General features: G+C 39.4%; 16 protein-coding genes. 6 read left to right on the plus strand and 10 right to left on the minus strand.

Features of this window, described 5'->3' with window-relative positions; genetic code table 11:
* The first annotated feature begins 157 nt into the window (after positions 1–157).
* The 3 genes from DV424_RS05230 (at position 158) to DV424_RS09025 (ending at position 8,181) form a co-directional block, all read left to right on the plus strand.
* The gene (locus tag DV424_RS05230; RefSeq protein ID WP_118859306.1) at positions 158–838 is read left to right on the plus strand and encodes a SanA/YdcF family protein; all 681 of its coding nucleotides are present in this window, start codon (positions 158–160) and stop codon (positions 836–838) included.
* A gap of 165 nt (positions 839–1,003) precedes the next feature.
* Positions 1,004–5,116 (plus strand): autotransporter outer membrane beta-barrel domain-containing protein, encoded by a 4,113-nt coding sequence (locus tag DV424_RS05235; protein ID WP_239993572.1) that lies wholly within the window; start codon positions 1,004–1,006, stop codon positions 5,114–5,116.
* Between the two features lie 227 nt (positions 5,117–5,343).
* Positions 5,344–8,181, plus strand: a complete 2,838-nt coding sequence (locus DV424_RS09025; RefSeq protein ID WP_118859307.1) for a YadA-like family protein — start codon at positions 5,344–5,346, stop codon at positions 8,179–8,181.
* 82 nt (positions 8,182–8,263) lie between these two features.
* Here DV424_RS09025 and folC read toward each other — a convergent pair whose 3' ends face one another.
* Both folC and accD read right to left on the minus strand, forming a co-directional pair.
* Positions 8,264–9,568, minus strand: coding sequence for a bifunctional tetrahydrofolate synthase/dihydrofolate synthase (gene folC, locus DV424_RS05245; RefSeq protein ID WP_192880654.1), 1,305 nt, complete (start codon positions 9,566–9,568; stop codon positions 8,264–8,266).
* A 1-nt stretch (position 9,569) separates the two neighbouring features.
* The gene (gene accD, locus DV424_RS05250; protein ID WP_044364308.1) at positions 9,570–10,460 is read right to left on the minus strand and encodes an acetyl-CoA carboxylase, carboxyltransferase subunit beta; all 891 of its coding nucleotides are present in this window, start codon (positions 10,458–10,460) and stop codon (positions 9,570–9,572) included.
* A 194-nt stretch (positions 10,461–10,654) separates the two neighbouring features.
* On the opposite strand from accD, the gene DV424_RS05255 reads away from it, so the two are divergent.
* Entirely contained in the window at positions 10,655–12,046 is a 1,392-nt protein-coding gene (locus tag DV424_RS05255; protein ID WP_118859309.1) for a DegQ family serine endoprotease, read from the plus strand.
* A 52-nt stretch (positions 12,047–12,098) separates the two neighbouring features.
* Here the strand turns inward: DV424_RS05255 and mfd are convergent, their stop codons facing one another.
* From mfd to DV424_RS05285, 7 genes are all read right to left on the minus strand, one after another.
* On the minus strand, positions 12,099–15,539 hold the full coding sequence (mfd, locus tag DV424_RS05260) for a transcription-repair coupling factor (protein WP_118859320.1): 3,441 nt from the start codon (positions 15,537–15,539) through the stop codon (positions 12,099–12,101).
* A gap of 102 nt (positions 15,540–15,641) precedes the next feature.
* Positions 15,642–15,815: a DUF5363 domain-containing protein gene (locus tag DV424_RS08905; RefSeq protein WP_192877464.1), complete on the minus strand. Its 174-nt coding sequence runs from the start codon at positions 15,813–15,815 to the stop codon at positions 15,642–15,644.
* Positions 15,812–17,656: a tRNA(Met) cytidine acetyltransferase TmcA gene (locus DV424_RS05265; protein ID WP_118859310.1), complete on the minus strand. Its 1,845-nt coding sequence runs from the start codon at positions 17,654–17,656 to the stop codon at positions 15,812–15,814. Before DV424_RS05265 ends, DV424_RS08905 begins: the two co-directional genes overlap by 4 nt.
* Before the next feature lie 4 nt (positions 17,657–17,660).
* The gene (locus DV424_RS05270; RefSeq protein ID WP_192880655.1) at positions 17,661–18,002 is read right to left on the minus strand and encodes a SirB2 family protein; all 342 of its coding nucleotides are present in this window, start codon (positions 18,000–18,002) and stop codon (positions 17,661–17,663) included.
* A gap of 61 nt (positions 18,003–18,063) precedes the next feature.
* A complete protein-coding gene (gene ettA / locus DV424_RS05275) occupies positions 18,064–19,734 on the minus strand; it encodes an energy-dependent translational throttle protein EttA (protein ID WP_044364316.1) in 1,671 nt (556 codons plus the stop codon).
* A 162-nt stretch (positions 19,735–19,896) separates the two neighbouring features.
* A complete protein-coding gene (locus DV424_RS05280) occupies positions 19,897–20,220 on the minus strand; it encodes a HigA family addiction module antitoxin (protein ID WP_118859312.1) in 324 nt (107 codons plus the stop codon).
* Positions 20,221–20,230: 10 nt separating this feature from the next.
* Positions 20,231–20,536: a type II toxin-antitoxin system RelE/ParE family toxin gene (locus DV424_RS05285; RefSeq protein ID WP_012054677.1), complete on the minus strand. Its 306-nt coding sequence runs from the start codon at positions 20,534–20,536 to the stop codon at positions 20,231–20,233.
* Between the two features lie 325 nt (positions 20,537–20,861).
* Here DV424_RS05285 and zevA point away from each other — a divergent pair, with 325 nt between their 5' ends.
* The gene (gene zevA / locus DV424_RS05290; protein ID WP_118859313.1) at positions 20,862–21,482 is read left to right on the plus strand and encodes a zinc transporter binding subunit ZevA; all 621 of its coding nucleotides are present in this window, start codon (positions 20,862–20,864) and stop codon (positions 21,480–21,482) included.
* A gap of 2 nt (positions 21,483–21,484) precedes the next feature.
* Positions 21,485–22,459 (plus strand): zinc transporter permease subunit ZevB, encoded by a 975-nt coding sequence (gene zevB, locus DV424_RS05295; protein WP_118859314.1) that lies wholly within the window; start codon positions 21,485–21,487, stop codon positions 22,457–22,459.
* Positions 22,460–22,677: 218 nt separating this feature from the next.
* Here zevB and DV424_RS05300 read toward each other — a convergent pair.
* Positions 22,678–23,544 (minus strand): YadA family autotransporter adhesin (locus DV424_RS05300; RefSeq protein WP_239993573.1); only part of this gene is annotated, 867 nt, incomplete at its 5' end.

Raw genomic sequence — 23,544 nt, forward strand, 5'->3', positions numbered from 1 at the left:
TGAAAACCTATCGTAATAATCAGAATGGCATTTAAACTATCAGTAAGTCGATTAGGTTGTCAAGAAATTTTAGCCGTCTAAACGGCTAAATTATCGCACATCAATGCAATTCACAAAATCCATCAAATTCCCCTTGAAGTGCGGTCGATTTTTCATTATGTTTACCGCTATGCTAGTAAAAAAATTCTCCCCAAAATTCACCGCACTTTTTCGCGCACTACCCTACGCAATCTTTGCATCGATTATACTTTGCTTGCTAGTGGATCGAGGCGTAAGTTTTTATGTTCGCGATAAAATATTCACAAATATTGATGAACTCCCCTTTCGTCCTTACGCCCTTGTGCTTGGCACATCAAAATACACCGTCAGCGGAAAACCGAACGTTTATTACGATAGTCGCTTAATGGCAGCTAAAAGCCTAATCGAACAACAAAAAGTAAATTATCTTTTATTAAGTGGCGACAACCGAACTTTGCAATATAACGAACCAAGAGCAATGTTTCGCGATTTACGCAAAATGGGCGTGCCAGAAACTTTAATGTTCCGTGATTTTGCAGGTTTTCGCACCCTTGATTCCGTTATCCGCGCCGATAAAATTTTCCAAGTGCAAGCATTTACGATTGTCAGCCAAAAATTTCATTGCGAACGCGCACTATTAATTGCCCAAGCACATAATATTGATGCCATTTGCTTTGTGGCAAAACAGCCAGAATTACATTTTTCCACACAAATAAGAGAAGTTTTTGCGCGTATAAAAGCGGTTTTGGATTTGATATTAGGGGTTGAACCTTATTTTTTAGGCGAACCTCAGCCATTGCCAAACAGCACCACATTATAATTATTGATCTAAATCATATTTCTTCTATTTTTCTAAAATCACACTAATCTAAACTTGTTAAATAAACACAAACTGATTAAAATTCAGCCGATAAGGAAGATCCTGTTTTATGCTAAAGGATTTACTTTGATTGTCGTTGAACTCACAACTTTGTTAGGTTAAATTATGAAACAAGAATCCCAAAAGCAAGCAAGCAAGCAAGCAAGCAAGCAAGCAAGCAAGCAAAATTGTAAAAAAAAACTTCTTAGTATTCTAATCTCTTCTGCCCTTTCTACTACCTATTATTCACTTAGTACAACTCCAGCCTATGCTGCTTTAACACAAAGTATAAACGTTGATAGAACAATCGTTGGAGATGAGGATGAACTAACAGATAATGGTATATCTGTAAATTCAGGCGCACATCTCACTCTCACAGGCACAGAAAATCTAACTCTTAAAGTTGCAACTAATGGAGATGGTGAACCTATCCCTATTACAGTTCAAGATTCAAAGCTTACAGCTGATACTTTTGAAATAAAAGTAACTCAAGAACCATCTGCAGTGAACAACCGCCCTAAAGGAATGATTGTTCGTGGCAATTCAACTGCCAATATTAAAAATCTTAATATTGATGTTACTAAATCCAATCGTAATGAAAATACAGGAAATTCTCCAGATAGTGATGCAGCTTATGGGCTTGCTGTAGGGTATAACTATAATGGGGGGAAAGACACTGATAACACCCGTGTTGATGTAGAAAATGCCAATATTACCGTAAAAAACACCAACGATACCGTAAAAGGGAAATTTACTAAGGGAAATTTTCCTGCAGAATTTGAAAGTGGATACCAAATGTCAGGTATTAAAGTTTACCGTAGTAATGGTTCAACACCGATATTTCACGCTACAAAAGAAGTAGATATTAATGTAGAAGATGTAAGTGATAAAAAAGTAGCGGATTATTTAGTAGGCGTTTATGTTTCGGGAAACGACTCTAGTGCCATATTTGATGGAAAAACACATATTGTTGTAAAAGGCAATGGGATAAATTCTGCGGGAATTAAAATTGGTAAACCTGGAAAAAATGATAGTGGCAGTGGTGCATCTGTTGTCGCAAATGGACAACTCACCGTAGATACTACTGGAACAAACGGAACATATAAAGATCACAAAAATAAAATACATACAGGGTCAGGAGCTGTCCGATTATTTGATCAAAATTCCAAATTTGAAGTAAATTCTAATGATATATCTAAAATCCAAGCTAGTACCAACGCTATTGTGTTTGATACTGTAGATTATGAAGGTTTAGGAACAGTTAATTTTCGTGGAATCTACAAAGAATTATTTACTCGAGGAAAACATAATGAAAACAATGAAGTCACATTAAATAATACAGAATTATCCACAAATTCAGACGATGAATCACTTATTTTAGCCAATGCTCGCTATAAAAAAGAAGGTGACGTCTATAGTGGTGCAAGACTGGCATTAGCATTTGGAGGATTATATGATCGCAGATTACCTGATTTAGCAAGACAAGGATTGGCATTACTTGATGAATACTTCAATACTGAAAGCTTCAACGTAACCAACGCTAAATTTACTTTAAAAGGCGACCAATCCACCGCCACTGCCGCACGAAATGGCTGGGCGATATACGCAAAATCAGAAGAAATTAATATTGCAAAAAACACAGCTAAAGCAACTTCACAGCTTACAGCTACCTTTAGCGATGGCGCACAATTAATAGGTTTAGTTCATCAAGATATTGGTTCAAGTTTAACAATGAATGTGAACAATAAAGCCGTTTGGACATTAAAGAAAAAAGAAAATGAAAATGAACAACGTTCTACAGCTTATGACGTTATACTGAATGGTGGTACATTAGATGCTTCAAAAAACTCTACTAACCTAGGTTCTGATTATAAAGTGGTATTAAAGCACGGAGCAAAAGAGAAGAATATTCAGAAAAATATTACTGAGGGTGAAATTTCTAATGCTAAGGGTTTATTAAAAATAACATCTGGTACATTAACCAAAGCGAATGGTACAGAAGAAACATATAATAATAGTTTTGAATATATTACCATAACAAAACCATTAAAAATTGAAAATGGAATAATAGAAATAAAAAATACATTGGGGCTAATCAAAGTTAAAGAGGGTACATTAGAGATTACAGAAGGTTTATTAAAAACAACAGATGGTGAAATTCGACTTGATAAAAGTAAATTTACCCAAGCAACCACAGGTGTGTTATTAGAGGGTATAAGTTCTGTTTTTGAAAAGGGAACATTCACCAACGGCGGTGTCATCACCCTTGCCAATCAATCCTATGCCGACAAACTTACCATTGAAGGGAATTATGTTGGTAATAACGGCTTGTTAAAAGTTAATACAGAATGGAACTCGCCGGGCGATGATCAAGGAGGAAATTCTCAATCTGATTTACTTGAAATCACGGGGGATGCTTCTGGAAAAACAACTGTAATTTCAGTAAGTAAAAACGGCCAAGAAAACATTATTGATGGTTCTATTGCAAGTATCGCTGCAGATTTGCACAAGATTAGTGCACCAGTCGTAAGAGTTTTGGGTTTAGATGATGGTCATAAAGGTGAATCTGCTCTAGCTGGTACTCCATATAAAACTCGCCCAACCTTCAGCGGAACCGCCAGAACCACTGGTGCAGGAGAAGTGCAATTAGCCTCTCGTGAAGTTGATGGTAAAACTGAATATTTCTGGACCGTTACAGCACTTAATCCACAGCCTCAACCTGAACCACAACCTGATCCAAGTCCTGCGCCACAACCGCATCCTCAGCCACAACCTCAGCCTGAGCCAGATCCTGCACCGCAACCACAGCCTCAGCCACAACCTCAGCCTCAGCCTGAGCCAGACCCTGCACCGCAACCACAGCCACAGCCACAACCTCAGCCTGATCCAAGTCCTGCGCCACAACCGCATCCTCAGCCACAACCTCAGCCTGAGCCAGATCCTGCACCGCAACCACATCCTCAACCACAACCTTGGCCTGAGCCAGACCCTGCACCGCAACCGCATCCTCAGCCACAACCTTGGCCTGAGCCAGACCCTGCGCCGCAACCGCATCCTCAGCCACAACCTCAGCCAGAGCCAGACCCTGCGCCGCAACCGCATCCTCAGCCACAACCTCAGCCAGAGCCAGAACCTGCGCCGCAGCCACAGCCTAAGCCACAACCTCAGCCAGAGCCAGAACCTGCACCGCAGCCGCCTGTCGCACCGCCAACAGGGCCTGTAATTATCACGCCAAGTGCGGTTGCTTATACGCTTGTTCCTCGCCAAAACTTGGAATTAGGCTATACAATGTTGGATACACTTCACCAACGTCGTGGCGAAAACCAAACCCTTTCTTGGGATAAACAAGGCAGTTATTGGCAAGATGTGGAAAAACAATCTTGGGGGCGTGTGATTGGCAAACACCTCAAACTCGATGGCAAAGAACGTTTTGGTTTAAAAACCAATATGTACGGTTTCCAAGTGGGGCACGACTTTGATGTCAAAACCAAACAAGATGATGAGGGCAAGCTCACTCGTCGTTTTACTGGCTTGTATTTCGGCGCGTTACGTTCTCACAGCAAATTCTATGATGAATACCGCGCGAAAAACGGTGTCGTGATCGCAGATAAATTAACTTCTCGCGTAAAAACTACCGCACTTAATCTTGGTGTAACTGATACGCGTTACAATGAAAATGGCACTTATATTGACTGGGTGGGGCAGCTTTCTTGGTTAAATAACCGTTATTCATCGGTTGATGGCACAAGTGCGAAAAATCACGGCTGGGGTGCTGCCCTTTCAGTGGAAACTGGTCGTCCTTACGCATTAGGTAAAGATAAAACCAACAACGGGGATAGCTGGATTTTAGAGCCACAAGCACAACTTATTGCTCAATACTTGCGCTTGGGTGATTTTAACGATGGCACTCGTGCAGTTTCGCAAAAAGGTTATGGCTTGCGTGGCCGTGTTGGTTTCCGTTTGGCATATAACAAACCAAATGATAAACAACGCACTCGCACCTATTATTTCATCGGTAATATTTGGCACGATTTTAAAGCAACAGGCAATGCATTAATTGGTCGTGACAAATTAACCGAGAAATTTGACCGCACTTGGTGGGAATTAGGCTTAGGCTCTCAATTCTCCTTAAGTGAAAACACTTACCTTTATGCGGATGCTCGCTATGAAAAATCATTCGATAGCAACCAACACAAAGGCTACCAAGGCACCGTGGGTGTGAAATATTCTTGGAAATAATGAATAACAAAGAGAATAATCAGGGCGTGTAAACGCCCTGTAGTACTACAGGGGGATGTGTAACTATGTTACACATCGAAAAAATTAAAATCCCAATCTCTCACTAAAATTCAATGTAGTACTTCTCTTTTCCTGTTATTTGGTGACAGAAAAGATAAGGATCTATCTATTAGATCTAATCAATTTTCTTCTGTCGTAATAAATTCTTCTTTTATACGATTTTTATTATGAATACAAAAACTTCTTTTTCTTATTCTCTAATTGCTTTGGCTTTGTGGTCCACTTATTCGTTTGGGGCGTATCCTAATAATGTTATTGCAGGAACGCCACCTACCTATGACCCTCATGATACCACTGAACATGGTCAGAATATCTTTGCTGGTGATGGTCCTAGTTTCTACCTAAAAGCCCGTAATAATATTATGAATACAACAGGGAAGCCAAAATTTGGCGGCTCCTATAGCCTGGTGATTGGCGAGGGAGCGGGTCATGCTGCAGGTAATGATGACGGCACTGCTAAATACATCTTTGCAATGGGAGACAATGCTGCTGATTCTAGTTGGGGGAATAGCACATATAAATTTGTATTTGGTAAAGGTGCAGGATGGAATGGTGGTGGCAATTATAATTTCAGCATAGGTGAAAACTCTGGTCGACGGGTGAATGGCGATTATAATTTTACTTTTGGTCTAAATGCTTACTCTCATGGCCTCGATTTTGGTAAGAAGGGGACTTACAATTTTTCCTTTGGTGAAGGAGCAAACTATGAGTCAAAAGGAAGCTACAATGTAAGCATAGGCTACAAAGCAGGTCAAGAAACAACAGGCTCCTACAACTACGCTTTAGGATATAGTGCAGGATGGCACGTATCTGGTGATGAGAACTTTATGGCAGGGCGAGATTCAGGTCATAAAACAACGGGTAGTCATAACGTCGCAATCGGTCAAAACGCAGGTCAAAATGTAAAAGGGAATTACAACTATGCTTTTGGTCCATATGCAGGACAAAATGTTGATGGCTATATAAAAAATGCTAGCGCAACAAACGCTGATGACAAATATGGTCAATCTAAAGGATGGAATAATATGGCCTTTGGCAAAAAATCAGGAAATAGCATCATTGGTAACTTTAACTTAGCTTTTGCTGAGCGATCAGGACGTTATGTTGGTTATAAATATAAATTAACAGCAGAGGAAAAAGCCCAAGGTTTTGCCGAACCAACTTGGAATGCAGATGGAGATATTAGCAATGTAGCCAATCTTAAACCTGTAGATGGTGCAGAACACAACATTGCATTAGGATTTAATGCAGGTAACTTAATTGCAGGACAAGATAACTTCGCTGTTGGCGTATATTCGGGCAATAAGATTATCGGAGAAAGCAATATCGCGCTCGGTAAAATTGCCGGAAATGAAATTGAAGGTAACTTCAATACGGTACTCGGTTACAACAGTGGTAGCAATGTTGTTGGTAATAGTAACTTTGTAGCAGGTGCCGAAGCGGGTAAAAACGTAACAGGTAGCAATAACTATGCAGCAGGATACCAAGCAGGCAATGATGTAGCTGGTGATAATAACCTTGCAATGGGTAAAAATGCTGGAAATAAACTCACTGGTCATGACAACATCTCTATTGGTCATGAAGCTGGTCGTGAATACGAGGACGTGGAAGAAACACAATCTGATGGTACAAAGAGAAAAGTTCGTAAAATAAAATCATCAGGTCTGACTGTAAACTATGCAATTGCAGTTGGTAAACAAGCAGTAGCCACGAAAGAGGATGCAGCAGCATTCGGAAATGAAAGTAAAGCTTCAGAAGTACGATCTTTGGCTTTAGGTTATCAAGCAAATGCAAGCATTGCAAAGAGTGTGGCAATAGGCAGTAATGCAACCACAGTATCTACTTCAAATTATACAAAGGGTACTAATACCTACACATCTCAAGATATTGGCTATTATACAACTGCTAGAAGTGCGGTTAAAAATTTTGCTAATTTTGCAGGTGGAGAAAATGTTGTAGGTGTATTTAGCGTAGGTAATGGAACAGAAACTCGCCGAATCCAACACGTTGCGCCAGGCTTAATTTCAGCAGAGAGTACCGATGCAATCAATGGTTCACAACTCTTTAGTTTTATTCCTCGAGCTTCTTTCTACACAGGAGGAGCGAAGGGTGATGCCTCAACACCAATTGGTACAACAGAAGTTGCAAAAGATCTTTTAGTCAATGGCTTGCGCATGGATTTTGGAGATGGTTTATATGCAGAAAAACGTACTGATTCTAAAGGTGACTTTATTTTTGTAGGCTCGAATACGAAAAATACAACGGGTGATGCAGGAGTTGCGGGTCCTAAAGGTGATAAAGGTGATACTGGAGCAACAGGTCCTAAAGGCGATAAAGGTGATACTGGAGCAACAGGTCCTAAAGGCGATAAAGGTGATACTGGAGCAACAGGTCCTAAAGGCGATAAAGGTGATACTGGAGCAACAGGTCCTAAAGGCGATAAAGGTGATACTGGAGCAACAGGTCCTAAAGGCGATAAAGGTGATACTGGAGCAACAGGTCCTAAAGGCGATAAAGGTGATACTGGAGCAACAGGTCCTAAAGGCGATAAAGGTGATACTGGAGCAACAGGTTCTAAAGGCGATAAAGGTGATACTGGAGCAACAGGTCCTAAAGGCGATAAAGGTGATACTGGAGCAACAGGTTCTAAAGGCGATAAAGGAGATACGGGTCCTATTGGTCCTCAAGGTCCAACTGGAATGAAACCACAAGAAATCCGTATTATGGATCAACGCATTCATCATCTTGAAAATCGTGTTAATAAACTTGATAAACGCGTAAATGGATTAAGTGCAACAATCGCTGCTGCGGCTGCATTACCACAATCGACTATTCCAGGTAAATCAATGTTTGCTGCGGGTAGTGGTATTTCTGCAGGCTCTTCAGCTGTGGCAGTTAGCTATTCAAGAATGTCTGATAATGGGAAAACCGTTGTAAAATTTGTCGGTACGGCAAATACCAGTAAGGATTATTCAGCGGGTGTCGGTGTTGGCTATCATTGGTAATCATTAATCTGGGGAGATAATCCCCTTTTAAAAAGACAAAGGGCTGATTTTAAATATCAGCCCTTTGTTTTAATGATAAATTTTATTCCACCACAGCCCAAAATTCGGCAACGGTGTGGAAAGATCCAAAGACTAAAACCACATCATTTTTCACCGCACTTTTGAGTGCTATACGCACCCCATCCATAACAGAATTATCTGATGTAACTTGAACGTGTGGGAAATGACTTTTCAATTTCTCTGCTAATTCATCGCCTGACTGCCCGCGATAACCGCCTAAGGTTACACAATACCATTCGTCAATTATAGGCGTTAAATGCGCAAATACCCCATTTGCATCTTTGTCTTTGAGCATCCCACATACGGCAATCATTTTGCCCTCAATGTTGCATTTAAGTGCGGTCAATTTTTCAGATAAATATTTAGCAGCATGAGGATTATGCCCCACATCAACGATAATTGTTGGCAAGGTTTCAACTGGTACGCCAAGGTAATCAGCTAATTTTTCGCGTCTATCTGCTTTTATTGCTTGAAAACGACCAACCAGTTCAACCTCTTGCAAAGATTTTCGCAAAGTCTGTTCTGAAATATCAAAAGGTAAACATTGAACAGCAGCAAGAGCCGTTGCGGCATTCGCCAATGGAATCTGACAAAACGGCAAATTTTCTAACCGCACTTTTTTATTTTGCCATTGCCAATTTTCAGCATTTTGCTCAAACGACCAATCCACATCACGACGAGCAACTTGGCAATGTAATTTTTCAGCCTGATCTAACATTGTTTGCGGAACATTAGGTTCGCCAATCACGACAGGGCAATTTTTGCGGAAAACTCCTGCTTTTTCAAAAGCAATAGCCTCTCTGGTATCCCCAAGAAAATCGGTGTGATCAATATCGATGCTAGTAATCACAGCAAGATGGCTATCCACAATATTGGTCGCATCTAAACGTCCGCCCAGCCCCACTTCTAAAATCACCACATCTAACTTTGCTTGCTTAAATAAATGCAATGCAGAAAGGGTGCTAAATTCAAAATAAGTCAGCGATTCTGTTTTGTTTTCATCAATAAAAGCAAAAGAGGCGGTATGTTCTTCATCGGGTAAATCTTGATTTTGAATACGTACTCGCTCGTTATAACGTAGTAAATGAGGCGAAGAATACACGCCCACACGTAATCCGTGATTAAGCAGAATCGTTTCTAATAAGCGACAGGTCGTGCCTTTACCATTCGTTCCACCTACCGTTATCACATAAGGGGCGGGATGAAGTAAATCCAATTTTTCTGCCACGGATTTAATACGGTCTAAACCGAGATCAATGGGTTTAAAATGGCTTTTTTCTAAATAAGAAAGCCACTCAGCGAGTGGCGAAGTGGCTTTAAGTTGCATATTATTCATCTTCTGAAATCAGTTCAGGCTCTACAAAAGGAGAAGGTTGATTCGTTAATTTACTTAGTACACTTGCTAAAGTTTGACGCATTTCTGAACGTTTCACGATCATATCAATAGCCCCTTTCTCAAGTAAAAACTCACTACGTTGGAAACCCTCTGGAAGTTTTTCACGTACAGTTTGTTCAATAACACGAGGGCCAGCAAAACCAATTAAGGCTTTTGGTTCTGCAATATTTAAATCCCCTAACATCGCAAAACTTGCTGATACGCCGCCCAAGGTCGGATCCGTTAATACTGAAATAAATGGCACACCTTTTTCACGCATTTGGGCAAGCACCGCGCTGGTTTTTGCCATTTGCATTAAAGAAAACAAGGCTTCTTGCATACGTGCACCGCCACTTGCAGAGAAACATACAAAGGGACAATTCATTTCCATTGCCTTTTCCGCAGCTTTAACAAATTTTGCCCCAACCACAGAACCCATTGAACCGCCCATAAAAGCAAAATTCGATGCAGCCACAACAATTGGCATATTATAAAGCGTACCTGTCATGGTAATTAACGCATCTTTCTCGCCCGTTTCTTTTTGTGCCGCACTGATACGATCTTTATATTTCTTTAAATCTTTAAATTTTAAAATATCTTTTGGTTCTAAATCTGCCGCAATTTCTTGGCTTGAACCTTCGTCTAATAATTTTAATAAACGTTCACGGGCGTCAATACGCATATGATGACCACATTTCGGGCAAACATACAGATTACGCTTAAGTTCTTCACTATAAAGTACTTGTTCACAAGCAGTGCATTTTGTCCATACGCCTTCTGGCACGTTTGCTTTTCGAGTGGAAGAAGAAGGACTTTTACTAAAAATTCGATTAATCCAGCTCATTTTTTGACCTTTTTATTGACTAGAAAATTGCGCGTATTAGAACATAAATTTATAGAATTTGCTACTTGTAAGGTCGTTTTTATACTGCTCCGATTTCCTTTTAAACAAGATAATTTGCTCTCCTCTTATTGAACATTTTTTTTATATTTTTGTCTTATAGACCACGTTGTCTGAAATCTATTTTGGAGTATTTTATGAAAAAAACACGTTTTGTATTAAATAGTATTGCACTTGGATTAAGTGTATTAAGCACATCATTTGTTGCTCAAGCCACTTTGCCAAGTTTTATTTCGGAACAAAACAGTCTTGCACCAATGTTAGAAAAAGTTCAACCTGCGGTGGTGACGCTTTCCGTTGAAGGGAAAGCCAAAGTTGATTCACGTTCTCCTTTTCAAGATGATATTCCTGAAGAATTTAAATTCTTCTTTGGGGATCGTTTTGCCGAACAATTTGGTGGACGTAGTGAATCAAAACGTAACTTCCGTGGTTTAGGTTCTGGTGTCATTATCAATGCAAGCAAAGGCTATGTTTTAACCAATAATCACGTTATTGATGGTGCTGATAAAATTACCGTGCAATTACAAGATGGCCGTGAATTTAAAGCAAAATTAGTGGGTAAAGATGAACAATCAGATATCGCGTTAGTTCAACTTGAAAAACCAAGTAATTTAACAGAAATCAAATTTGCTGATTCCGACAAATTACGCGTAGGCGATTTCACTGTTGCAATCGGTAATCCATTTGGTTTAGGTCAAACTGTGACATCAGGTATTGTTTCTGCATTGGGTCGTTCAACAGGTTCTGACAGTGGCACTTATGAAAACTATATTCAAACCGATGCAGCCGTAAACCGCGGTAATTCGGGTGGTGCATTAGTAAACTTAAATGGCGAACTTATTGGAATTAACACAGCAATTATTTCTCCAAGCGGTGGCAATGCAGGAATTGCCTTTGCGATTCCAAGTAATCAAGCAAGCAATTTAGTGCAACAAATTTTAGAATTTGGTCAAGTGCGTCGCGGATTGCTTGGTATTAAAGGTGGCGAACTCAATGCTGATTTAGCCAAAGCCTTTAATGTAAGCGCGCAACAAGGCGCATTTGTGAGCGAAGTTTTACCGAAATCTGCCGCTGAAAAAGCAGGTCTTAAAGCGGGCGATATTATCACGGCGATGAACGGTCAAAAAATCTCAAGTTTTGCTGAAATGCGTGCAAAAATTGCAACCACTGGTGCAGGCAAAGAGATTAGCTTGACTTACTTACGTGATGGCAAATCCCACGATGTTAAAGTGAAATTACAAGCGGATGATGGTAGCCAACTTTCCTCAAAAACTGAGTTGCCTGCATTAGATGGCGCAACATTGAAAGACTACGATGCAAAAGGCGTTAAAGGCATTGAAATCACAAAAATTCAACCTAATTCGCTGGCTGCACAACGTGGTTTAAAAGCGGGCGATATTATTATTGGTATTAATCGTCAAATGATCGAAAACATTCGTGAATTAAACAAAGTGCTTGAAACTGAACCGTCAGCAGTTGCACTTAATATTTTACGAGGTAACAGTAATTTCTATTTATTAGTGCAATAATCTGCTTGATATATTTAAGAAAAAAGTCCGATCACAATGATCGGACTTCTTTTTATGCCGCAATCGTTCTTAACAAATCCACCACAAATTCTAACCGCACTTTGTTATCAGATAGGTCTTTCATAAACTTAAATTTCAATGGACCATCAAATCGATACACAATAGGTTCTTTTTGAATTAATTGAATAAATTTATCTGGATTCACTTGTGCTTTTGGTGAAAACTCAATAAAACCGCCTTGCATTCCTGCATCAATTCGCACAACTTTCAACGGCTCAACCAACAAACGCAATTCTGCAATTTGCAGTAGATTTTTTGTCGCGTCAGGCAATAATCCGAATCGATCTATCAACTCAACTTTTAACTCGTCCAACTCTGATTTACTCTCAGCTGCAGCAATACGTTTATAAAAGGATAAACGCATATTCACATCACCTAAATAATCATCTGGCAATAAAGCAGGCACGCGCAATTCAATATCCGCTTGTTGTTGCGTCAATTCTTCTAATGATGGTTCTCGCCCTTCTTTTAACGCTTTAACCGCTGCATCCAATAATTCCATATAAAGCGAAAAACCGATGCTTTCAATTTGTCCGCTTTGTTCGTTTCCGAGTAATTCGCCAGCGCCACGAATCTCTAAATCGTGGGTTGCCAAGATAAAACCAGCCCCAAGATTATCAAGATTTTCCAACGCATCTAGACGGCGTTCAGCATCTTTTGTCATCATCTTTGGCGGTGGCGTAAGCAAATAAGCATAAGCCTGATGATGTGAACGCCCGACTCGTCCACGTAATTGATGCAACTGAGCCAAACCAAAATGATCCGCTCGTTCAATAATAATGGTATTTGCAGTTGGCACATCAATACCCGTTTCGATAATGGTTGAACAAACTAAGACGTTATAACGCTGATGATAAAAATCACTCATCACACGTTCTAACTCACGTTCTCGCATTTGTCCGTGACCTACAATTACTCGCGCCTCTGGCACAAGTGCGGTCAGTTTTTCTGCTGTATTTTCAATGCTTGCGACATCATTGTGGAGATAATAAACCTGCCCACCACGCAAGATTTCACGCAAAATCGCTTCTCGTACAACAAGATCATCATTCTGGCGAACGAAGGTTTTAATACTTAATCGGCGCGCAGGTGGCGTAGAAATAATAGACAGATCTCGAATGCCATTCATTGCCATATTAAGCGTTCGAGGAATTGGCGTTGCCGTTAGCGTAAGAATATCGATATTCGCACGAAGCTGTTTGATTTTCTCTTTTTGCCCCACGCCAAAACGGTGTTCTTCATCAATAATTAACAAGCCAAGATCGCTAAATTTTACATCTGATTGAATTAATTTATGGGTACCAATCAATATATCGACTTTGCCCTCTGCAAGGTTTTCCAGAATTTGTTTTTGTTCTTTTGCAGTTTTGAAACGCGATAACACTTCTACGTTCACAGGCAAATTCGCAAAACGATCTTTAAAATTCTCATAATGCTGTTGGGCTAATAGTGTGGTTGGCACTAGCACTGCTACTTGCTTATGATTCATCACAGCCAAAAATGCAGCACGCATTGCTACTTCAGTTTTACCAAAACCTACATCACCACAAACAAGGCGATCCATTGCTTTTGGCTGGCACATATCCGAAATTACTGCATTAATTGCCATTTCCTGATCGTAAGTTTCTTCAAAAGGAAAAGTTGCGGCAAATTGTTGAAATTCTTCACGATCATATTTAAAGGCAAAGCCTTTCTTTGCTTCACGTTGTGCGTAAACATCTAATAACTCGGCTGCCACATCACGAATTTTCTCCGCTGCTTTTTGGCGTGATTTCGCCCAAGCCTCGTTACCCAATTTATGTAATGGCGCACTTTCATCAGAACCACCAACATAACGGCTAATCAGATGTAATGAAGTAACGGGCACATAAAGTTTCGATTCATTTGCATAATTTAGCAGCAAATATTCTGCTTTAATGCCGCCTGTATCTAAGGTGACCAAACCGCCATAACGCCCTACACCGTGATCAAGATGCACAACGGGTTGCCCTATTTTCAGTTCGGCAAGATTGCGTACAAGCGTGTCAGGATTAATTGTTTTACGTTTATCTCTAGAACGTTGTTGAACACGTTCACCAAGTAAATTAGCTTCGCCAATAATCGCAATAGAAAGCGATTGTTCAATAATAAAACCTTGTTCAAGAGAGCTGACTAACAAGCTAAATTTTTCATTTTCAGCCTGTTCCAAGGATTGAATTTGTTTTGGCTTGAGTTTTAATGGTGAAAGCAAATCAAGCAAAGTCTCTCGGCGACCTTCCGTCTCCACAGAAAACAGTACATTTCCTTTAAAATGCTCAATAAATTGGCGGAGTTGTCCCAATGGTTCTTTTTGCTGGGATTGAATGGTCACTTCAGGTAAAGCGGCAACAGATAAATTTTTCTGGCGTACCGATGACCGCACTTTTTCCGCTTTAAATGTAATGCGCGGATAAGATTTCAATCGGCGATTGACTTCATCAACATTGAGCCATAATTTTTCAGGCGGTAAAAGCGGACGCATCGGATCCACTTTACGTTGTTCATAACGCTGTTTGGCATCTTGATAAAAACGTTCACCTTGCGTTTGATTGTTTTCCATATCCACAAACAGCGTTTGTTCTGGCAAATAATCAAACAACGTCGCCATTTCAGAAAAGAAAAGTGGCTGCCAATATTCAATGCCAGAAATCAAGGTACCTTTACTGATTTGCTGATAAATATGTTCGGGATCTCGGCGAATTTCACCAAAGGTTTCACGAAATTGCGCACGGAAAAATTCAATCCCTTTATCATCCGTTGGAAATTCATGAGCTGGCAAAAGATTAATTGAGCTAATTTCATCAAGAGTACGTTGTGTATCCACATCAAAAGTACGAATGGAATCAATTTCATCATCAAAAAAATCAAGACGAAAAGGCACCGCACTTCCCATTGGGAAAAGATCCAACAAGGCTCCACGAACCGCATATTCACCATGTTCTAATACTTGCTCCACCGCACGATAGCCCGCAGCTTCTAATTGTAAGCGCATTTTATCAATGACCAAGCGATCGCCTTTTTTAATCAGAAGCACATTGTGTTGTAAATATTGTGGCGGGCAAAGGCGTTGCATTAATGTCGAAATCGGCAATAAGAAAATGCCTTTTTTCGCATTTTGTAAATGGAAAAGCGCACTTAAACGAGAGGAAATAATTTCTTGATGGGGAGAAAACGTATCATAAGGCAACGTTTCCCAATCAGGAAAAAGGCATACATTTTGGCTGCTTAATTCCGATAAAACACGTGATAAACGCACCGCACTTCGTGTATCTGGTGTCACCACTACGGTTAAATTTTGATTTTGCTCTGCAATTTCACTGATCGCCAATGCATCAGCGCCTGGTAATACATTGCCTAAAATTTTGTGATCATTGGGTTGGGTAGGAATATCAGGTTGGAAAAAAGCCGTTTTCATAAATATAAATAATGCGCCAATCTTGTATAAAAATTGGCGCATAGTGTACTGGAATTTGAATTATCTTTCAATAAATTTACTGTTTAAAAAAACAGTTAATATTTATTTCTTTAAAAGAGATTCCTCTTTCTTCAAATTACCATTTTCATCTTCTGTTGCTGACATAGGCACGCAGCTACAATTAGGTTGATCTAATCCCCACTCTTTAATGAAATTATCATATTTTTCAAGTGCGCGTTTAAACCAGCCTTTTGATTTTGCGGTTTGTTCTGTCATAAAGTTCCTCGGTCTAAATATTGTTTAATTTCTAAACGTAGCCATTCTACGCCTTTTTTCTTGTTAATGGGAAGTTGTTTTTTTGTTAAATAAGCGGAAATTAATGGGAAATTTTCTTTGCCTGCTAATTTTAATAAACGCCTTATCGCAGGAACGCTCGAAAATAAAGTGCGGTGAAAATTAGCGAAGTTTTTTAAGCTCATCCAATCGAATTCATCAAGCTGCCAATCAAGCTGATTTTGCTCAAAATTTATGGCGAACGGATGAAAAGATAAAGGGATATCACGCTGAAATTGTTTGTGCGCAGTATCAACTAAAGCCAAGCCTTCTTTGGAAATACCTTTAAGGGCAATCGCTGAATAACAACCACTACTCGCTTCTTGATGTTCACCTAAATGCACCAAAACAAAACCGCACTTTTGCCAAAATTTTGCCAGTTCGTCGGTGTAGCCAAAACTCACCGAAAGAAAATCCACTTCTGAATTTTCCATAAATTTCATTAGATTTTGACCAATACCCTGTTTTTGCCAATTTGGCTGAACCGCGATACGAGAAATGCGTAAGGAACGTAATTTACAGGCTTGGGACAGATTTTCATGGAAACATAATGCTTGTGGAACAAGATTCCCTTTCGGACGGCGTTTGCCTTGTTGAATTTGAATAATCAACTCATCATCAGCCATATTTCCTTCTTCTAATGCCCAAATTGCACCGAGCAAATTCTGTTGATATTCGGCAAAATAAAAACGTTGATTTTCTCCATCAAATAAACGGCGAAGATCGAGTGGCGATGTTCGATAATGCGCCAATGTCATTAAGCCATAAAACTCTGCAATATGCTGTGGTTTTTGCACTTCTCGAATTTGATAAGGGAGATGAGGCTGAAAAGGAAATTGCTGAAAATCATCTTCGGCATTTAGCAACAAAAGATCATCAATAAAATGTTCTAACGGATCATTTTCTTGCCAACGTAGAGGCTGTTTAAGCTCAAAATGCTGAAAAGTGCGGTGAATTTTCCGTTTAAATTTTAATTCGAAACCACGCCCCGTTCCTTCGTAGCTATGAATTGTTGTGCTGAAGACAATATATTGAAAATATTGAGAATATTCTTGCAATAACGGCAATGGAATCATCGCTGCTTCATCTACGAGCAACCAAGCGGATTGACTAAATTGGGGTTCAGCTTGTAACCTCAAAGCCAATTCATCGGGAGCGATAAATTCAATTCCTCCTTCTGAAAATTCGATAACCGAATGTACCGCACTTTTATTCGGTGCAGTGAGATAAACAGGCGCCTGAATTTGGTTAGCAAGCATCCCCAATAAGGCGGATTTTCCTCTTCCGCGCTTAGCGGTTAGAAAATAAACATCCTGCTCAGCTTTTAAAATATTATCAATAATTTGCTGCTGAGCTAACGTGGCATTTTTGTGATGCTCGTTAGAATAAAAAACAGGGGAAAATTCAACCGCGCTTTCCTCTCTTAAAATGGAAAAATGATAGCGTTCAATGCAGTGTTTGAAATGATGAATAAAATTAGGCGTGGTGATTGCTGACTGATTTCCATTCCAACGTAAACTATCTTGATCTGGTTGCTGAGATAAATTTTCCCAATCGGATAACACTAAACAAAGTGTGCCGCCCATTTTCAGTGTTCCAGCGGCAATAGCTAGCGCTTCAAGATGAATGCCATTTCGTCCATCAAATAAGATATGTTCAAATTCTTGTCCGAGCAAATTCATTGCTTTAGAAAAAGCAATGCCGCTTTCACCGATAATCAATACGTTATCAGGCACAAGCGGCAAAGTTTTGCTGATTAAAATTTGCAGATGGCGAGATGACATCGTTTTATTTCAAATAGGCAATTAATATCGCACCAATAAAACTTACGCAAGCAAGCCAAAAGAAAATACTTTTGGGTTGAGAAACTTTTTTACTGAAAAATTTCGCAGCAAACAGGATATACAAAATAAGTAATGCGAATTTAGCCACTAACCACCATTCAATATCAAAAACAAAGAGATATAAAATGACGACACCAGAAACAATCAGCAAGGTATCTGATAAGTGCGGTAAAATTTTTAATAATTTTATCGAACGCCAATTTTTACCATTAAGCTGCATTGCACCACGAATTACTAACAATGCCAAACTTACAAAGGCGAAAAAAATATGTAAATGAACTAACATAATCACTCCCAAAAAAGTAAGAAAAGTGCGGTCAAAATCCACCGCACTTTCTCAATCTAAATTACTTCGCAATACGTTTATATTTAATACGATGTGGCTGAGTAGCGGCATCGCCTAAGGTTTTCTTTTTCCACTCTTCGTAGTCTGAGAAGTTACCTTCGTAGAACGTCACTTTACCTTCATCGCCGTAGTCTAAAATATGCGTTGCGATACGATCTAAGAACCAACGGTCATGGGAAATCACCATTGCACAGCCTGGGAATTCTAAGATCGCATTTTCTAAGGCACGCAAGGTTTCAACATCTAAGTCATTGGTTGGTTCGTCCAGTAATAGCACGTTACCACCTCGTTGTAGAAGTTTCGCTAAATGTAAACGACCACGTTCCCCACCCGATAATTCGCCTACGCGTTTTTGTTGATCCACACCTTTGAAGTTGAAACGACCTACATAAGCACGGCTTGGAATTTCAAAGTTGCCGATAGTGAGAATGTCTTGTCCATTAGACACTTCTTCCCACACGGTTTTCTTATCATCCATAGCGTCACGGAATTGATCCACAGATGCAAGCACAACGGTTTCGCCCATCGTAATAGATCCATTATCTGGTTGTTCTTGACCTGAAAGCATACGAAATAAAGTTGATTTACCCGCACCATTTGCCCCGATAATCCCAACAATTGCACCTTTTGGAATACTGAATGATAAATCATCAATTAAAGTACGGTCGCCATAAGACTTGGTTAAGTTTTGCACTTCAATCACTTTATCGCCTAAGCGTGGGCCAGGTGGAATAAAGAGTTCGTTAGTCTCGTTTCGTTTTTGATATTCGCCAGAGTTCAATTCATCAAAACGCGCCATACGCGCTTTGCTTTTCGCTTGGCGGCCTTTAGGATTTTGACGCACCCACTCTAATTCTTTCGCAATAGATTTTTGGCGGGCATTTTCAGCTGCTTGTTCTTGTTCTAAGCGTTTCTCTTTTTGCTCTAACCAAGAAGAATAATTACCTTCCCAAGGAATGCCCTCGCCACGGTCAAGCTCTAAGATCCAGCCAGCCACGTTATCTAAGAAATAACGGTCGTGGGTAATTGCGACAACAGTGCCTTCGTAGTCGTGTAAGAAGCGTTCTAACCACGCCACAGATTCCGCATCTAAGTGGTTAGTTGGTTCGTCTAATAAGAGCATGTCTGGTTTTTCAAGCAATAAACGGCAAAGTGCCACACGGCGACGTTCGCCCCCTGATAAATGCTCAATTTTTGCATCCCAATCTGGTAAACGTAATGCATCTGCGGCACGCTCTAATTGGTTATCTAAATTATGCCCATCGTGTGCTTGAATAATGGCTTCAAGGTTCGCTTGTTCTGCCGCTAATTTATCAAAATCTGCATCAGGATCCGCATAAAGCGCATACACTTCATCTAAACGAGTAAGTGCATTTTTCACTTCAGAAACCGCTTCTTCCACTGCTTCACGCACGGTTTGTTGCGGTTCTAATTTTGGTTCTTGCGGAAGATACCCAATTTTAATACCCGGTTGTGGACGAGCCTCCCCTTCAAACTCTTTATCTACGCCTGCCATAATGCGTAAAAGAGTCGATTTACCCGCACCGTTTAAACCTAAAACCCCGATTTTAGCACCAGGGAAAAAGCTTAAAGAAATATCTTTCAAAATATGACGCTTCGGTGGCACAACTTTGCCGACACGATGCATCGTATACACAAATTGAGATGACATTAATAATTCCTCACAAAAAAATTCGCCCTATTCTACTGGAAAATAGGGCGAAAATATAGGAAACAAGTGGACAGATTTTGCAAAAGTTTGGCGAAACCTAACCACTTGTAAATATTTAGAGTGAAGTATTCTCTAAATTAAATAGACACTTTAGGACTTAAATTACATTGCAAATGCAGAAGTGCCATGCCGATGTAGAGCGGGCTTAACATTCGCAAGGCTTTGTTGAAAACGTTTATTGTGTTCAAGGTCCCATAAATCAATACGTGTTTGCAAATTAAGCCAAAACTCAGGCGTAGTCTCAAATGCTTTAGCAAGTTTAACTGCCATTTCTAGCGTAATTCGTGAACTATTATTAACAATATTGCTTGCCGTATTACGATGTACATCTAAAATTTGAGCTAAATCATTAATTTTAAGACTTAAAGGTTCTAAAAACTCTTCTTGTAGAATTTCGCCAACGGAGGTGGGTTTTCTCGTCATCATATTATCTTCCTTATAAATTATAAGAATGTGGATCTAAATATAAATTATTTACTTCGTTATTCTCATATTTAAAAATTAGGCGATATTGTTTATTTACTCGAATGGAATAAATTTTATTTTCTTTTGGCTCAAGCAACTCTAAGTGATTAGCTGGAGGAGAACGTAAATCATTGATGTCTTCTGCAGCACTTATCATATCCAATTTTCTTGCCAATACTTTAGATAAATTAGAAGGAATCTTACTATGAGCATCACCATATTGATAAAACCTATAAAGATAATCATCTCTAAAATGCTCACGCTTTAAATTAAACATCTATTATTCTCTTGCTTATACTCGAGCTGATCATAATAAGAATAAATGCACAATGCAAGAGTGCATCTTTCGACTTAGATAAAAAAAACCACCCGAAACGGGTGGCAGGAAAGTAGTTTAGCTATATTTATGATTATTTTATTTAGGAACTTTATGAATATCAAGCAATTACTTGACGGGAGCAATGTTACTGAATATTCAGAGACGAGGGAAATGCTATTGAGAGTTTTTTTGATTTACATCAATATTTTTGACCGAAAAATTCGTTTTTGCGTGTAGAATAAACAACTTCTAATGCTAACGTTCAAAATAATTAGGATTTTTTGTGAAAACGTATTCATTATTACTCGGTCTATTCTTTAGTTGCAGTGCTTTATCTCACCCCCATGCATTTATTGATATACAAAGCACGCCCATTGTAGAAAATAATCAACTTACTGGCTTTTCAATGAAATGGACGTTGGATGAACCAAGTTCGTCCGCGGTTATTTATGATATGAAACAAGCTAGAACTAAATCGGAGAAACAAAAACTTCTTGATGATGTCATGGGAAATATCGTCAGCGAACATTATTTCAGCTATTTATATGACAAGCAAAATAATAAAATCAAATATTCCTCTCGCCCAAAAAATTACGGCATTAACGTTCAAGGTTTACAACTGCAATATTATTTTGATGTGCCACTCGCACATTCTCAAAAGTTAGAAAAAAACACATTTAGCTTACAAACTTACGATCCCACTTATTATGTGGCGATGACTTACGCCTCAAAAAGTGCGGTAGATTTTTCCGCACTTCCGAAAAATTGCCAAGGAAAATTAATTGAACCTAATGTAGATGAAAAAATCCAAGCCTACGCATCTTCACTTGATAAATCCCAAAAGAACGAAGATGATTCCTTAGGCGTGATATTCGCACAAAAAATAATAATTCAATGTGAGTAGAAATGAAAAAATATAAAACAGTGCTAATGTTATCGATTGTTGCATTAGCCTTATTTGGCTATTTTTCCCCTTGGTTTTTCTTACATATTGCTGCATGGCAAAAAGATTTTAATCAACTTATTTCGGAAAATTTACATCAAATTCAAAATAATAGCATCAAGGCAGGTATCACGCTTATTTTCGCCAGCTTTGTTTACGGCGTACTCCATGCTCTCGGGCCAGGACACGGCAAATTTATTATCGCCAGCTATCTTTCCACTCATGAAAGCCAATTAAAGCAAAGCACTATCTTGAGCTTGCTTTCATCCTTAATGCAAGGCATTGTCGCGATTACAGCAACAACATTGCTCGTTGTAGTACTTAATCTATCATCACGTTATTTCAAATTAAGTCAGCTTTGGTTAGAACGAGCTGCCTTGCTATTATTGGTATTTCTCGGCTGTTATTGGATTTGGCAAGGTTTACGTGCCTATCGTAAAAAAACTAAATTGGCCATTAAATCCCTAAATCCCCTCTCCCTACACGAAAAAAGTGCGGTGAAAAATAACCGCACTTTTCAGCCAAACACCTGTGGCTGTGGACACCAACATTTGCCAAGCCCCACGCAAACTGCACAAGCAACCAATCTAAAATCACAATTTCTCGTGATTCTAACAATTGGCATGCGACCATGTAGCGGTGCAATTTTCGTTTTATTTTTAGCTTATATGCTTGATCTTTATGGCTGGGGAATTTTAGCTGTATTGGCTATGTCTTTCGGCACAGGACTTATGTTGTCAGCCTTCGCAGGAATTGTACGTTACGCACGAAATACTGCAATTCACTTAGGGCGTTGGTATAGTTCAAAACATACGAAAGGAAAAAGCGAAAGCATCGTGAAATTAATAGCAGGTGGAATAATGCTATTTTTTGCCTTGAGTTTATTGTATGGAACGCTAACCCCAGTAAATGGAGGCACTATTTTATTTGGAAATTAATAAGCTATTAAAGCTATTTTATTATCAAGAGATAATAAGTTACATTAATATTTTATTAAATTATAAACAACGGTCAGATATAAATCTTATTAGAAAATACCTCGCAATCCCCATATAAACAGAAAAATATATGTGTTAGACATATTGAATTAATCTGGCACTTTAAACAATAAAAAAACTCCCTCAAAATATTGAGGGAGTTTTTTGCTAATAGATTGTTACCATTGGTACCCAATACCGCCACCAACAGCATAATCGCCTGCGCTGGTTGCCGAGCCACTCACTTTGAAATGAATACGGTTATTATCACTTGATTTACTTAAGCCTACCGCTACTGCATTTTGACCTTTAAAATTACCAACCCCCAAGCCAATCATTGTGCCTCCTGCATTACTCACTGTTGGAATATTTGCCATAGCAACTGCACCAGCGATCCCACCACGAAGTTTTCTATCTGTTTGTTTTAGCTCATTACGAACTGAATTTACAGAATGATCAACATAGCGTTTATTTGCTGCATCAGTTAAGTTTTTAGGATCTTGAACGTTTGTAATTCGACGTTCACGATACACATCACCTACTGATACAGTATCATCTTCGTTAGCCACTGAACCATTACCCAATGCAACAGAATTTTTTGCTTTAGCCTGTGCATTATGACCAATTGCAGTAGAACCTTCTTTTTCTGCGTAAGCAGAATGCCCCAGAGCAGTTGAATAATCTCCATTCGCCTCTGCATCGTAACCTAACGCAGTTGAATTTTTACCCGAAGCCGTAGCACTTTTATTTTTGCCACTACTTGTGTTATCTGCAGAGAAGGCTGTTTTACCATCTTTGCTAATCAAACCTGAATTTTCGATACGAGTTTCAATTTCTTTAGCCTGATCACGCGCTATTACTGCCTCGTTCTTTGCTTTGCCTGCTTCTGTTGCTGAGTTGGCAGCAGCATCTTTTGATTTACCCGCCTCAGTCGCTGAATTTGCAGCTGCATCACGAGCCGCTTCCGCCGCTGTTTTCGCTTTTCCTGCTTCTGTTGCAGAGTTAGCAGCTGCGTCTTTCGATCTACCCGCTTCAGTTGCTGAGTT

Origin of the sequence: Haemophilus haemolyticus, from assembly GCF_003493605.1 — a bacterium.
GTDB lineage: Bacteria > Pseudomonadota > Gammaproteobacteria > Enterobacterales > Pasteurellaceae > Haemophilus > Haemophilus haemolyticus_J.